At 62.7% G+C, this 12,698-nt stretch carries 13 protein-coding genes; 6 read left to right on the top strand and 7 right to left on the bottom strand.

The genetic code is table 11. The features are described 5' to 3' along the window. The first annotated feature begins 29 nt into the window (after window positions 1–29). From V5735_RS08600 to V5735_RS08590, 3 genes are read left to right on the top strand one after another with little or no spacing between them, the layout of a single operon-like run. Window positions 30–284, top strand: a complete 255-nt coding sequence (locus V5735_RS08600) for a DUF7518 family protein (RefSeq protein WP_423745989.1) — start codon at window positions 30–32, stop codon at window positions 282–284. A 27-nt stretch (window positions 285–311) separates the two neighbouring features. Beyond that, on the top strand, window positions 312–3,890 hold the full coding sequence (gene smc / locus V5735_RS08595) for a chromosome segregation protein SMC (protein ID WP_423745988.1): 3,579 nt from the start codon (window positions 312–314) through the stop codon (window positions 3,888–3,890). Beyond that, entirely contained in the window at window positions 3,883–4,797 is a 915-nt protein-coding gene (locus V5735_RS08590; RefSeq protein ID WP_423745987.1) for a segregation/condensation protein A, read from the top strand. Before smc ends, V5735_RS08590 begins: the two co-directional genes overlap by 8 nt. Here V5735_RS08590 and V5735_RS08585 read toward each other — a convergent pair. The 6 genes from V5735_RS08585 to V5735_RS08560 all read right to left on the bottom strand — a co-directional run bounded on the left by V5735_RS08585 (window position 4,794) and on the right by V5735_RS08560 (window position 9,152). Beyond that, window positions 4,794–5,864, bottom strand: a complete 1,071-nt coding sequence (locus V5735_RS08585) for a pyridoxal-phosphate-dependent aminotransferase family protein (protein WP_423745986.1) — start codon at window positions 5,862–5,864, stop codon at window positions 4,794–4,796. The genes V5735_RS08590 and V5735_RS08585 overlap by 4 nt on opposite strands. Window positions 5,865–5,982: 118 nt before the next feature. After that, window positions 5,983–6,138: a hypothetical protein gene (locus tag V5735_RS08580; protein ID WP_423745985.1), complete on the bottom strand. Its 156-nt coding sequence runs from the start codon at window positions 6,136–6,138 to the stop codon at window positions 5,983–5,985. A gap of 76 nt (window positions 6,139–6,214) precedes the next feature. Continuing rightward, the gene (gene mtnP, locus V5735_RS08575) at window positions 6,215–7,063 is read right to left on the bottom strand and encodes an S-methyl-5'-thioadenosine phosphorylase (protein ID WP_423745984.1); all 849 of its coding nucleotides are present in this window, start codon (window positions 7,061–7,063) and stop codon (window positions 6,215–6,217) included. A gap of 182 nt (window positions 7,064–7,245) precedes the next feature. Beyond that, window positions 7,246–7,845: an HD domain-containing protein gene (locus tag V5735_RS08570; RefSeq protein ID WP_423745983.1), complete on the bottom strand. Its 600-nt coding sequence runs from the start codon at window positions 7,843–7,845 to the stop codon at window positions 7,246–7,248. 5 nt (window positions 7,846–7,850) lie between these two features. Next, window positions 7,851–8,561 carry a phosphoribosyltransferase gene (locus tag V5735_RS08565; RefSeq protein WP_423745982.1) on the bottom strand — a complete coding sequence of 237 codons (711 nt, stop codon included), beginning with the start codon at window positions 8,559–8,561 and terminating at the stop codon, window positions 7,851–7,853. Window positions 8,562–8,597: 36 nt separating this feature from the next. After that, window positions 8,598–9,152 carry a hypothetical protein gene (locus V5735_RS08560; protein ID WP_423745981.1) on the bottom strand — a complete coding sequence of 185 codons (555 nt, stop codon included), beginning with the start codon at window positions 9,150–9,152 and terminating at the stop codon, window positions 8,598–8,600. Window positions 9,153–9,288: 136 nt separating this feature from the next. On the opposite strand from V5735_RS08560, the gene V5735_RS08555 reads away from it, so the two are divergent. Together V5735_RS08555 and V5735_RS08550 are read left to right on the top strand one after the other, a co-directional pair. Continuing rightward, a complete protein-coding gene (locus V5735_RS08555) occupies window positions 9,289–10,668 on the top strand; it encodes a hypothetical protein (RefSeq protein ID WP_423745980.1) in 1,380 nt (459 codons plus the stop codon). Between the two features lie 104 nt (window positions 10,669–10,772). Further along, window positions 10,773–11,696, top strand: coding sequence for a PhzF family phenazine biosynthesis protein (locus tag V5735_RS08550; RefSeq protein ID WP_423745979.1), 924 nt, complete (start codon window positions 10,773–10,775; stop codon window positions 11,694–11,696). An 18-nt stretch (window positions 11,697–11,714) separates the two neighbouring features. Here V5735_RS08550 and V5735_RS08545 read toward each other — a convergent pair whose 3' ends face one another. Next, window positions 11,715–12,062, bottom strand: a complete 348-nt coding sequence (locus V5735_RS08545) for a KTSC domain-containing protein (protein WP_423745978.1) — start codon at window positions 12,060–12,062, stop codon at window positions 11,715–11,717. Between the two features lie 181 nt (window positions 12,063–12,243). Between V5735_RS08545 and V5735_RS08540 the strand changes: the two genes are divergently transcribed. Next, entirely contained in the window at window positions 12,244–12,582 is a 339-nt protein-coding gene (locus tag V5735_RS08540; RefSeq protein WP_423745977.1) for a DUF7344 domain-containing protein, read from the top strand. Window positions 12,583–12,698: the final 116 nt, after the last annotated feature.

The raw sequence follows: 12,698 nt of genomic DNA, 5'->3' as shown, positions 1-12,698 counted from the left end.
TTATTGATAAACCGTCACGCATACGTTATATGACTAGCCAGCGCGACCGTATCGGCTCACTCGAATCTCGAATGGAAGAACTGGAAGCGACGATTCGTGGCCTGACGGAGGAACTCGTGGACGCGAACCAGCGAATCCGAGAATTGGAGCAGGCACAGGAAACGGCGGACGCGGACGCAAAATCGGACTCGGCGCAGGACGAAGAGGCTAAATCTGACGAGTCCAAGGACGACACAGAAGAAGAGGAGTCGTCCGGACCCGGTGACGACATCATCGTCGCGTAGGACTTCTCCTCACCCCACGAGCAATCCATGCACATCAAAACGCTCGTCCTCGACAAATTCAAGAGCTTCGGCCGGAAGACCGAGATCCCGTTTTACGAGGACTTCACCGTCGTGACCGGCCCGAACGGCTCCGGGAAGAGTAACATCATCGATAGCGTTCTCTTCGCGCTCGGATTGGCCCGAACGCGCGGTATCCGCGCAGAGAAACTGACCGACCTCATCTACAACCCCGGCCACGACGGGGACGAGGCGACGGGCAACGGACCGCTCGAAGCATCCGTGGAGGTCGTTCTCGACAACAGCGATGGAACCCTCGACCGGACGCAGGTCGTCAACGCCGCCGGGACGGATAACGTCGGCGACGTGGACGAAATCACCATCAAGCGCCGGGTCAAACAGACCGAGGACAACTACTACTCGTACTACTACCTGAACGGCCGCTCGGTCAACCTCTCGGACATACAGGATTTGCTCGCACAGGCGGGCGTGACGCCGGAAGGTTACAACGTCGTCATGCAGGGCGACGTGACCGGCATCATCAACATGACGCCGTACGAGCGGCGCGAAATCATCGACGAAATCGCCGGTGTGGCGGAGTTCGACGCAAAGCGGGACGCCGCCTTGGAAGAACTCGAAGTGGTCAAAGACCGCGTCGAGGAGGCCGAACTGAGAATCGAGGAGAAGGAGGACCGACTCGACCAGTTGCGCGACGAACGCGAGACGGCGCTCGAATATCAGGGCCTCCGCGATGAGAAAGAGGAGTACGAAGGCTATCTGAAGGCCGCCGAACTCGAAGAGAAGCGGTCTGATTTGGACGCGACTCGAACCGACATCGACGAAAGAAAGGAGGAACTCGTCTCCCTCCAGCGCGAACTGGACGAAAAGCAGGGAAAAGTCGTCCGTCTCGAAGACCAACTGGAGGAACTCAACGCCGAAATCGAGCGCAAGGGCGAGGACGAACAGCTCGCCATCAAGAGCGAAATCGAGGAGGTCAAAGGTGAAATTTCCCGTCTCGAGGACAAAATCGAGACTGCGGAAGAGAAGATAGAGGACGGGGAAAACCGGCGACGGCAGGCGTTCGTCGAAATCGACCGTAAACAGGAGACGGTCGACGAGTTGGACGGCGACATCCGCGACATCAAAATCGAGAAGGCGTCCGTTAAGAGTGAAATTGGAACCAAGGAAGCGAAACTCGCCGAAATCGAGGAGGAGATAGAGAACGTCGACACCGAGTACGACGAGGTGAAAGCCGACCTCGCCGAGAAGAAAGACGCCCTGGAAGCCGAAAAGAGCGAGAAAAACGAGCGCCAGCGGGAGAAAGACCGCCTGCTGGACGAAGCGCGGCGGCGTTCGGACGCGGTGAACGAGAAGCAAAACGAACTCGCGTCGGCCCGCGAGCGGATTCCCGAACTCGAAACCGAACTCGGCGACTTGGCCGACGAACTGACGAAAGCCGAGCGAAACGCGTCGCAAATCGAGGACGTGGTGTCGGACCTGAAGGAAGAAAAGTCCGAACTCCAATCGGACCTCGACGCGGTAGAGGGGAAGATACAGTCCAAACAGCAGGAGTACGCCAAACTGGATGCGCGGGCCAACGAGAGCGGCGATTCGTCGTTCGGTCGCGCCGTTTCAACGATTCTGAACGGCGGACTGGACGGCGTTCACGGCGCGGTGGCACAACTCGGCAGCGTGAGCCAGCAGTACGCAACGGCCTGCGAGACGGCGGCTGGCGGCCGACTGGCGCAGGTCGTCGTGGACGACGATAGCGTCGGACAGCGCTGTATCGAGTATTTGAAACAGCGAAATGCGGGGCGGGCGACGTTCCTACCCATCACGAAGATGCAAAAGCGCCGCCTACCGTCCCCGCCCAACACGCCGGGCGTGGTCGATTTCGCGTACAATCTCATCGACTTCGATTCGGAGTACGCCTCGGTCTTCTCCTACGTCGTCGGCGACACGCTCGTCGTGGAGGATATGGAGACGGCCCGCGAATTGATGGGCGACTTCCGCCTCGTGACGCTCTCGGGCGAACTCGTGGAGAAGAGCGGGGCGATGACCGGCGGTTCGACCAGCGGGTCGCGCTACTCGTTTTCGGCCTCCGGCAAGGGACAAATCGAGCGCGTGGCGCGCCAGATCAACGAGTTGGAGGACGAGCGCCAGTCGATTCGACAGTCCATCAACGGCGTCGAAGAGCGGTTGGACGACGCCCGCGACCGGCAGACGGACGCGACGGATCAAGTTCGAAGCATCGAGAACGACATCGAACGGAAGGAGTCCGAACTCGAATCCATCGAGGAGCGAATCGGGTCGCTACGGGACGAAATCGAGGAGCTACAGGACGAACGCGAATCGGTCACCGAGCGGATGGAGGAACTCGACGCCGAGGTGTCGGCCCACGACGAAACCATCGCGTCCATCGAGGAGGACATCGCGGACCTCGAAAGCGAACTCGCGGATTCGAAGATTCCCGAGTTGACGAGCGAGGCCGACAAGGTGAACGAAGAAATCGACGCGCTTTCGGACCGAATGGATTCGCTCGACGGCAAACTCAACGAACTGCAACTCGAAAAGCAGTACGCCGAGGACGCCATCGACGACCTCCACGACGAGGTGGAGTCCGCACAGAATCGAAAAGCCGAGCAGGAAGAGCTGATTTCGGAACTCGAATCCGACATCGAGGAGCGAGAGGAGACCCTCGAAGAAAAGCGCGAGGCGGTGTCCGAACTCGAAGAGGAACTGACCGAACTCAAGGACGAACGCGCCGAGTTGAAGGAGGAACTGCAGGAGGCGAAGTCGAAACGCGACGCCCAGCAGTCGAAGGTCGAGGGCGTCGAGAACCGCCTCGAAAGCCTGCAGCGGAGCGCGAACCGTCTCGAAGAGGAGGTGTCCGAACTCCGGGAGGAGGTCGGCGAGTACGACCCCGAGGACGTGCCGGACCACGATGAAGTGCAGGAAAACATCGACCGCCTCACTCGACAGATGGAGGCGCTCGAACCCGTCAACATGCTCGCCATCGACGAGTACGACGAGGTGGACGGGCAGTTGGACGACCTGAAGGATCGAAAAGCGACGTTGGTGGAAGAGCGCGACGGCATCCGCGAGCGCATCGACTCCTACGAATCACAGAAGAAGGAGACGTTCATGGAGGCCTTCGACGCCATCGACGCGCACTTTCAGGACATCTTCACGCGCCTGTCGGCCGGGTCGGGCGAGTTGTTCCTCGAAAACGACGACGACCCGTTCGACGGCGGCCTGACGATGAAGGCGCAACCGGCGGACAAGCCTGTTCAGCGTCTCGACGCCATGAGCGGGGGCGAGAAGTCGCTGACCGCGCTCGCGTTCATCTTCGCCATCCAGCGCTACAACCCCGCGCCGTTCTACGCGCTGGACGAGGTGGACGCCTTCCTCGACGCCGTGAACGCCGAACGCGTCGGCGAGATGGTGCACGAACTCGCGGGCGACGCACAGTTCGTCGTCGTCTCGCATCGCTCCGCGATGCTCGACCGTTCGGAGCGGGCCATCGGCGTGACGATGCAAGGGGACAACGTGAGCAGCGTGACTGGCATCCGGTTGGACGGGGAGCAGGAGGTGCCCGCGGATGACTAGCGATTCTCCGAAGGAGAATCGGAACGCAAACGACGACATTCCGCTCGATATCGCCGGTCACGAGGACCGAGAGCGGGGGGAGTCGGACCTCCTCTCCGACCTGCCGACGGAGGAGTCGGACGACGAGGTGGAACCCGTCGAACTGCTCGTCCAGCTCGCGGAGGAGGGCGAAATCGAACCGTGGGATATCGACATCGTGGACGTGACGGACAAGTTCCTCGACCGGTTGGACGGCACCGACCTCAGAACCTCGGGACGGGCGCTGTTTTACGCCAGCGTGCTCCTTCGGATGAAGAGCGACGCGCTCCTCTCGGAGGACGAACCGGAGGAGGAAGCGGAACTCGAACCGTGGGAAGCGCCGATGGCGATGGACGAGACGGACGGTTTCGACCCCGTCGCGTCGCTCGAAGACGAGATGGAACGCCGACTCGACCGGAAGAGCGCTCGCGGCAAGCCTGAGACGCTGGACGAACTCGTCCGCGAACTTCGGGAGCGCGAACGCGGGTCGTGGTGGAAGGAGTCGCGGACGTACGACACGAGCGGGTCGCCACAGGGGTTCCAGCGCGGGACCCAGACGCTCGACTACCACTCGGGCGACGACATGCGCTTCGACGATGAACCCACGGAGTCGGAGGTAACGGGTACGACCCACGACGAGGACATCGAGACGGTCATCGACGACGTACGGGGTGCGCTGGTCGAACAGTACGAGGCGGGGAGAACGGAAGTGCTCTACGCCGAGATCGAAACGGTCGGTTCGACGCGAGTCATGACGTACCTCGCCCTGCTGTTTCTCGCCCACCGAGGGACGCTCGTGCTCGAACAGGACGACCTGTTCGGCGACCTCTGGGTGCAGGACGCCCGCGGTGCGGACGACGAGGAACCCCCGGAACTCCTCGCCGATTAATCGAGCACCGCTTCGAGCGCGTCCATCGTCTTCTCGACGGCTTCGAGGTCGGCACCGTACCCCATGTGACCGACTCGGAGGAGGTCCGATGCCATCTCACCGAGTCCGGTGGCGACGAGGACGTCGTGGTCCTCGTACAATCTCGCCTGAGTCTCCTCCGCACGCCCCTCGATTTCGAAGGCCGTGACGGTGGGCGAGCAGAGCGACTCAGTTCCGGGGAACGGTTCGAGTTCGAGTTCCTCGCCGCGCTCCCGGCAGCGTTCGGCCGCCGTTTCGTGGCGCTCGAACACGCTCTCCCGACCTTCGTCGAGAATCCGGTCCAGCGACGCCTCCAGCGAGTACAGGTTCGACACGAGGTGCGTGTACGGCAGGAACGAGTAGTCGGCGTCCCGCCACGGTTCCAGACTGGTGTAAAAGCCGTTCTGCTCGGTCTCATCGACCTTCTTCCACGCCGCATCGCTGACGGACATGGTGGTCAGGCCGGGCGGCGAACTGAAACACTTCTGCGAGGCTCCGAGACACGCGTCGATGTTCCCGACCGGGACCTCGGTGCCGCCGAGCGACGACACGGCGTCCACGATGGTCAGAACTCCCGCCTCCTGCAACGTCGCCAGAATCTCGTCGAACTCGTTCAGCAGACCGGTCGGCGTCTCACAGTGGACCATCGTGGCGGCGGCGAAGTCGCCCGATTCGACGCGTGCGGCCACCTCGTCCGGGTCGAATGCGTCCCTGTAATCGGCCTCGTGGACCACCGGGTTGCCGCCCGCCATCTCCACGAAGTCCGCGAAGCCGTCGCCGTACACCCCGTTGGCGAGACAGAGCACGTCGTCGCCCGGCGCGACCAGCGAATCGACCGCGGTTTCCAGTCCGAGGATTCCCTCGCCGCCGAGGACGACCATCTCGTCGTCCGTTCCGTACACCCGCGCCAGTTTGTCGAGCACCGTCTCGTAGTACGATTCGAACTCGGGATTCACGTCGGGGTTCATCGCCGGTTGCGCCATGGCTTGCCGAACGTCCTCGGGGACGGCGGTCGGCCCCGGCGTCATCGTGAGCGTGTTCTCGTCCATGGGACCTAGGCGTGCGTACGGGAAGTTAAACCGTTCCACAGGCGCCCCGGTCGAAGACGGAATCGAATCCGCCGGACTCGCTTCGCGTCCTCGCCTGTCGGTTCCGTCAGCTACCAACTCACGAACGATACAGCAGGAGGGCGATCAGAAACACCAATAGCAGCGGGATGAGTGAAATCGCGGCTTCGAACGGACCCACGAGCAACACTATCGAGGCCATCACGACGAACTCCACCGCCACCAGCGCGCTTACGATTTCGCTCGGGGCAACCATGTCCCGATATCGTTCGCGGACTGGTGTAAGCTTTCGGAACGATTGCGCGATACCTAAACGGCCCATCTCGATTCGTTCAGAGATATTCGCTCGCGAGCAGGTCGACTTCCTCGCGCGTCTCCTCCGGAATCGCTTCCGTCGGGGTGTTGATGGTGCCTTCGAGCGCGTGATCACAGTCGCACTCGCGCTCGTCGGGCATGGTTCGAATCGCGTGCTCGACGACCTCCTTGATGGCGTCTTCGTTCTTCGCGGCGTTGTCGAGCACTTCCTCCAGGGTCACCTCGCTGTCCTCCTTCCACACGTCGTAGTCCGTGACGCCCGCCACCGTCGCGTAGCACATCTCGGCCTCGCGCGCGAGTTTCGCCTCCGGAATCGCCGTCATGCCGATGATTTCGAAGCCCTGTGCGCGGTAGAACTCGCTCTCCGCGCGGGTCGAGTACTGCGGGCCTTCGATGCAGACGTAGGTGCCGCCCGAACGGTGGTCCGCGTCGGTCGCCTCGTCGCTGGCCTCCGAGAGGTGAGAAACCATGTGCGGGCAGTACGGGTCCGCGAAGGGCATGTGGACGACCATGCCGTCGCCGAAGAACGTCGGGGTTCGGTGTTTCGTCCGGTCGAAAATCTGGTCGGGAACTACGAGCGTTTGTGGCGGCAGTTCCTCGCGGAGGCTGCCGACCGCGTTGCTCGCCAGAATCCGCTCCACGCCGAGTTGCTTCAGCGCGTGAATGTTCGCCCGATACGGCGCTTCCGTCGGCGTTTTCTGGTGTTTCGGACCGTGGCGGGGCAGGAAAGCGACTTCCTTCCCGGCGAGTTCGCCGATGGTGACGGGCGCGCTGGGTTCGCCGAAGGGCGTCGTCACGTTCTCCTCGCGAGTGTTTTCGAGTGGCAGTGCGTCGTAGATGCCGCTTCCGCCGATGAAGCCAATCATGCGGTGTACTCGTCCCGGTGTCCACCTAAACGACACGGGTTCGGTTCGAACGGGGATTCGGAGCCTTTTTCGCCCGTCCGTGCTGCATGATGCCGTGACACACGACCCAAAATACGATATCGGAGACCTCCCGTACCATCCCCGCTCTTCGCTCAGGAGTGGATCCCTCGGCCACGGACCGATTATTCGTCCGTCCCGTCCCGAACGGCCTCGTAGCGCGTCTCGATTTCCTCGAACAGTTTCCTGCCGGTCGCGGTTCGGAGTCGCGGCTCCGCCGTGGCAAAGAACTCGTCCAAATCCTCGTACTCGTCGAACCGGTCGTTCTCCCGCTCGCCGTCGTATCGCGCTTCACGCTCGTAGACGAGCGCTTGCAGGCACATGTCCACCAGGTCCATGTCCTTGACGAAGGCGGATTCGGGGGTCTCGCGGGCTTCGTACTCCTCCCACTGATCGCGGATTTCGGGGTCCAACGCGGGCGCGAGGTCGTCCATGGCTTCGCGTTCGTTTCGTTCCTTTTCGGTCGCGGAAACCCGCTGGTCGGCGTCGTTCACGCGCGTCGCAACGTCTCCCGTTTTCGCCTCCGCGAGGTCGTGGACGAGCGCCATGCGGAGCGCTCTGTCGGTGTCGATGTCGGCTTCGCTCCCGTACTGCAAACAGAGCAACGCGACGCCCCACGTGTGTCCCGCGACCGATTCGGGGTCCGAAACCTCCCGGAGTTGCCACCCGGTTCGGCGTTCGTCCTTCAGCGCGAACGCGTCCGCGAGTGCGTCGATGGTGTCCACGGTTTCTACTGTACGCCGGTCGAGTTCTCCAGCAGTCGCCAGCCGTCGTCCTCGCGGGCGAGGACGTCCCGCCGAACCATCTCTTCGAGGACTTCGCTCAGGCGGTCGGGTTGGGCGATCTCCATCTGGATTCGCTCCACGTCGTGGAACTCGTTGAGGTAGTGTCGGATGTCGTCCTTCGTGAACACCTCGTCGTCGGCTCGGTCCAGCGCGCCGCTGGTGATGTCTATCATGTCCTCGATGAAGTTCCACGGGTAGACGATCCACGCCCACTCCTCCAGTCGCTCGCCGATGTAGTCGGGGTCGAACTCGCTCGTCTTGAGCAGTTGGAGGGTGGCGGTTCGGATTTCGCCCGCGTCGCGGTCCTCGACGTACTCCGCGGCGTGCTTGATGGACCCGCCCGTATCCGCGATGTCGTCGATGATGAGCACGTCTTTGCCCTCGACGCTCCCCTCGGGCATGGGGTAGCGGACTTCGGGTTCGCTCGACTTCTGGGCCGCCCCGACGTAGTGTTCCATCTTGAGGCTCGTCAGGTCGTCCAAGCCGAGGAAATCACAGATACATCGCCCGGCAAACCACCCGCCGCGTGCGAGCGCCACGATGACGTCCGGTTCGAATTCGGAGGTTTTCACCTGCTCGCTCACGTCGCGGCAGAGACTGTAGATGTAATCCCAGTTGGTGATGGTACATTTGAAATCGTCCGGGATGTCGCTCATTCTATCCGAACGTCGCGCGTCGGCACACTTAACGGTTTACAGGTGGTCGCGTACGCCCAATTGCACGCGCCGTCGAACCCCGAGATATGCCCACTGCGGGGTGTACTCGCCGGTTTGAAGGAGCCGGATGGCACGTGCCGTCGCGTAGTGGTTCCCGTCCGCGATGGTCGGTCGTTCCCCGTGGTCGCGCTTGAACAACACCAGTCGCCGCGACGGTGCCGGGAGCGCCGCCGCGATTTGACGAACCCGCGTCACGTCGACGTCGTCGTACGTCCCGGTCAACTCGTCCGCCAGAATCCGCCGTGCCGCACCCAGCACGCTCCCGTCCGGTGACAGTCGTCGCCACGATTCGTTTTCGGGTCCGTCGATGACGCGGAGGCGGCGAAACCGCGATTCGTCGAGGTCGAACCGATACCACGCGATGGGATACCGCCAGAGAAACGAGGCCTCGAACGCACAGCTATCGAGCAGTTTCGCGACGAGCGCCCACTCCGGTTCGTCCGGGTCGAACTCGACGTCCACACCCGGTTTGACCCGCTCGTTTTCGAGCCACGTTCGAACGACTTCGATTTGGGTGACGCGCTCTCTCATGGATACCGTGCTACGCCTCCCGCGTGGAAAACGCTACCCCGCAAGCGCCGTCAACTATATTACGATTCGCACCTTAATATCATCGAATCAGGCAGTGAAAACACCGGCGACGGACCTGTCCTGACGCCCCCAAACCATGACGCACACACAAGAGTTCGAACACCTCCTCGACTGCAAGAACGTCCTCGGCGTCGATTACGACGAGGAAACGAACACGCTCACGGTCTTCGTCTCGCAAAAGCTCCCGGACGCGGAACTCGACGACGAGGACAACGTGAAAAAGCGCGTCTCCGGCGTCACCGTCCGCGTCGAAGACGCGGGCTACGGCGACGAACGCGACGGGTTCGACGCGCTCGCCTTTCTCGAACCCCTCCCCGAGGCCGAGGCGGGCCGCCACGACCGCCATCGACCGGTCGTCGGCGGTATCAGCGAAATCAACGCGAAATCGACGGCCGCGACCGCCGGACCGTACCCCGCCCGCGTGACCGACACCGACGCCGGGAACTGGGCCGAGTCGGTCTCCGAGGGCGACCTCGTTCGCCTCTCGAACAACCACGTCTACGCCCGGGTGAACGAAGGAGAGTTCGGCGAACCGGTCATCCAGCCATCGCCGAGGGACGGCGGGAGCATGCCGGACGACAAGACCGGCGAACTGCGCGGCTACGTTACCATCGACGACGGCGCGCTGGTGGACGTCGCGGCCCGCTCCGTCGATCCGGAGCGGGAATCGCCCGAGTACTACAAGTTGGACGACTCGTGGCCGACGAGCGTCCGCCGCGAGGACTACCGCTCGCTCAAGGGTCAGACGGTGACGAAGACGGGCCGCACCACCGGCGTCACGCAGGGCGACGTGAAAGCCACCGGCGCGAGCGTCCGCGTGAACTACGGCGACGCGGGCACCATCAAACTCCGCGACCAACTCATCGCGGGACCGATGTCGAAGGGCGGCGACAGCGGGTCGCCCGTCTTCCTCGATTCGACCGGCGAACTCGTCGGCCTGCTCTTCGCCGGGTCCGCACGACAGACCATCTTCTCCAAAATCGCGGCCGTCGAGTCGGAACTCGGCGTCGAACTGCTGACCGAGGAACCCGGTGAAGGCGGAAGCGGTGGCGGAGACGGCGGCAGTGGCGGCGGACGCGGTGGAGATGGTGGGAGCGGTGGCGGTGATGGTGGTCGTGGCGGCACGGGCGGAGATGGGTCGGTCACCTACCGCGAGACGTTCGACACCACGGTCACGGTTTCGACCGACGGGCCAGAACTGTCCTTGGAATCGTTCTCGGTGTCCGACGCGACCGGTTCCGGTAAGCAGGTGAAAGCGATCGCCGAGGTGTCCGGCACCGCCGTCGGAACCGGATGGCTCTCCGTGCAGGGGAACCGAACCACGTTCGAGTTGACCGACGACGACGCCCGCGACGGAACCTTCGTCCGCGACGTGTCCCTGACCGTCGAGGTTCCCGACCCCTCGTCGGACTCCTTCGAGTTGCGCGTCACCGGCGGCTACGTCGTTCAGTCGTAATCGTCATTCGACCGCGATTGGAATGGATAACGGGGAAACCAATTCGACCGTCCCACGGGCATCGAGAACCGAGGCTTCAACTCCCCGTCGGACCATCCACCGGTATGCAAACCTGTCGAACGCTGCTCGTGGACGCGTTCACGGACGAACCGCTGGCCGGAAACGCGGCCGGTGTGGTCCCCGACGCCGACGATTTGACGGCCGACCAGATGCAGGCCATCGCCCGCGAACTCTCGGTGAGCGAGACGGCCTTTTTTGTCGAAAGCGAGGACGCGGACCGCCGGGTCCGGTTCTTCACGCCGACGACGGAAATCGACCTCTGCGGACACGCGACGGTCGCCTCGCACGTCCACCTGCTCGAAGACGACCGCATCGAACCGGGAACGCACGCGCTCGAAACGAACGTCGGCGTGCTGGACATCGACGTTGAGACGGACGGAACCGTCTGGATGACCCAAGACGACCCCGAAGTCGAGCCCGTCGATGTCGAGTACGAGCGACTGGGCGCGGCGCTCGGCATCGACCCGGCGGCGCTCCGCGACGTGGGCGAGGACCTCCCGCTCGCGGTGTCCTCGACGGGACTTCCGATTCTCGTCGTGCCCGTCAACTTCCTCGAACACATCGGCGGCGCGGACCCTGACATGGAGGCCGTCGTGGAAATCGGTGAGGAGGTCGGCGCGCTCGGCGTCTACGCCTTCACGTTCGACGCCATCGAGGCGGACTCGACGCTTCACGGGCGGATGTTCGCCCCCGCGGTGGGGATTCCCGAGGACCCGGTGACCGGAACGGCGAGCGGGTCGGTCGCGGCGTATCTGGACGCGTACACCGCGTTCGACAACGAGGGCGAGTCCGGGAATTTCCCGGACGAACTCCGCTTGGAGCAGGGTCACTTCGTTGACCGGCCGGGCTACGTGCGCGTGCGGGTCGATAATGAATCCGGCGTACGAGTCGGCGGTCGGGCCACGACCGCGTTGGACGGCAGTTTGGTCGTCCCCGACGCGGCGGACGACGACATCATCGAGTGCTGACGACGGACGCGAACGACGCTACCGAACTCGACGATAGTCGTACGCCCCCCGGATATTTTCGTGAAAGTACGACCCGTGTGAGCGGGCGCTCAGCAGTTCCTGATACACCGATTGGGGAACGTCGGCGTACCGATACACGCCGCCGCTGTGGAACTCGATTTCGAGCGTTTCCTCCTTCGGGTCGTAGCCGACGCTCGCCAAACTGGTCGAATCTACGGGCGTCCGGGTTCGCGTCACTGACGCCAGCATGTCGTACGGAACGTAGCCGACGACGCGCGCGTGGCGTCCCCGGAGGACGATTCCCTCGCTCCCTTCCTCGAACTCGTCGCACTCGATTCGTTCGCCGTCGCGTGTGCGCGCTTTCATCGCCGAAGCCACGATTCGAACGACCCTCAACGCATCGGCCCGAGAATCATTGTTGTAAGTTATGCATAGGCACAGAAAGTTATTTATGTATAATCGTCGTCTTCTATGGTGTACCAACCCGGACGGTTCTACACGTTCAATTTATCCAGTCCATCGTGCCGTCCGGGTGGTCGGAGAAGCCATGACTAACAGCGAGACGCCAACCGAAACCAGAATTTCTACAGCCGTACCAACCACGCACGACCTGTCGAAAGTCTTCGACGCCCTGCAGCGTCCGGAACGTCGAACCGTCCTGTCGCTCCTTCACGAGTGCGACGCCGACACCATCGAGTTGAACGAACTCGGAGCGAACGTTTCGTCTCGATTGACCGATACGGACGAAACCCTCGTCCGGTCGATGCTTCACCACCACCATCTCCCCAAGCTGGCGGACTACGGGTTCATCGATTACGACAGAACGAACCTCGTAATCCGTCCGTGCGCCGACGTCGATGAGCTACTTCCCCTGTTCGTAGAATGACGAAAATCGTCTCCGGCGTCCTGGTGGCGATTCCAGAGTATATTCGGTTCTGAGTTACTTTTCCACGACGAACTGGTCGGAACATTCTTTATGTACCTGCTTGTTTCCCCCCATAC

The sequence above is a fragment of the Haladaptatus sp. SPP-AMP-3 genome (genome assembly GCF_049568665.1).
GTDB classification, from domain to species: Archaea; Halobacteriota; Halobacteria; order Halobacteriales; family Haladaptataceae; genus Haladaptatus; species Haladaptatus paucihalophilus.
The sequence above is the reverse complement of the archived record's forward strand: the minus strand, read 5'-3'. Positions and strand labels throughout refer to the sequence as shown.

What these genes read in the sequence shown, in the direction of transcription:
- V5735_RS08565 (WP_423745982.1), bottom strand. Translation starts at nt 8,561, where the DNA reads ATGAGCGACATCCCGGACGATTTCAAATGTACCATCACCAACTGGGAT.
- smc (WP_423745988.1), top strand. Translation starts at nt 312, where the DNA reads ATGCACATCAAAACGCTCGTCCTCGACAAATTCAAGAGCTTCGGCCGG.
- V5735_RS08585 (WP_423745986.1), bottom strand. Translation starts at nt 5,864, where the DNA reads ATGGACGAGAACACGCTCACGATGACGCCGGGGCCGACCGCCGTCCCC.
- V5735_RS08545 (WP_423745978.1), bottom strand. Translation starts at nt 12,062, where the DNA reads ATGAAAGCGCGCACACGCGACGGCGAACGAATCGAGTGCGACGAGTTC.
- mtnP (WP_423745984.1), bottom strand. Translation starts at nt 7,063, where the DNA reads ATGATTGGCTTCATCGGCGGAAGCGGCATCTACGACGCACTGCCACTC.
- V5735_RS08540 (WP_423745977.1), top strand. Translation starts at nt 12,244, where the DNA reads ATGACTAACAGCGAGACGCCAACCGAAACCAGAATTTCTACAGCCGTA.
- V5735_RS08600 (WP_423745989.1), top strand. Translation starts at nt 30, where the DNA reads ATGACTAGCCAGCGCGACCGTATCGGCTCACTCGAATCTCGAATGGAA.
- V5735_RS08555 (WP_423745980.1), top strand. Translation starts at nt 9,289, where the DNA reads ATGACGCACACACAAGAGTTCGAACACCTCCTCGACTGCAAGAACGTC.
- V5735_RS08550 (WP_423745979.1), top strand. Translation starts at nt 10,773, where the DNA reads ATGCAAACCTGTCGAACGCTGCTCGTGGACGCGTTCACGGACGAACCG.
- V5735_RS08560 (WP_423745981.1), bottom strand. Translation starts at nt 9,152, where the DNA reads ATGAGAGAGCGCGTCACCCAAATCGAAGTCGTTCGAACGTGGCTCGAA.
- V5735_RS08580 (WP_423745985.1), bottom strand. Translation starts at nt 6,138, where the DNA reads ATGGTTGCCCCGAGCGAAATCGTAAGCGCGCTGGTGGCGGTGGAGTTC.
- V5735_RS08590 (WP_423745987.1), top strand. Translation starts at nt 3,883, where the DNA reads ATGACTAGCGATTCTCCGAAGGAGAATCGGAACGCAAACGACGACATT.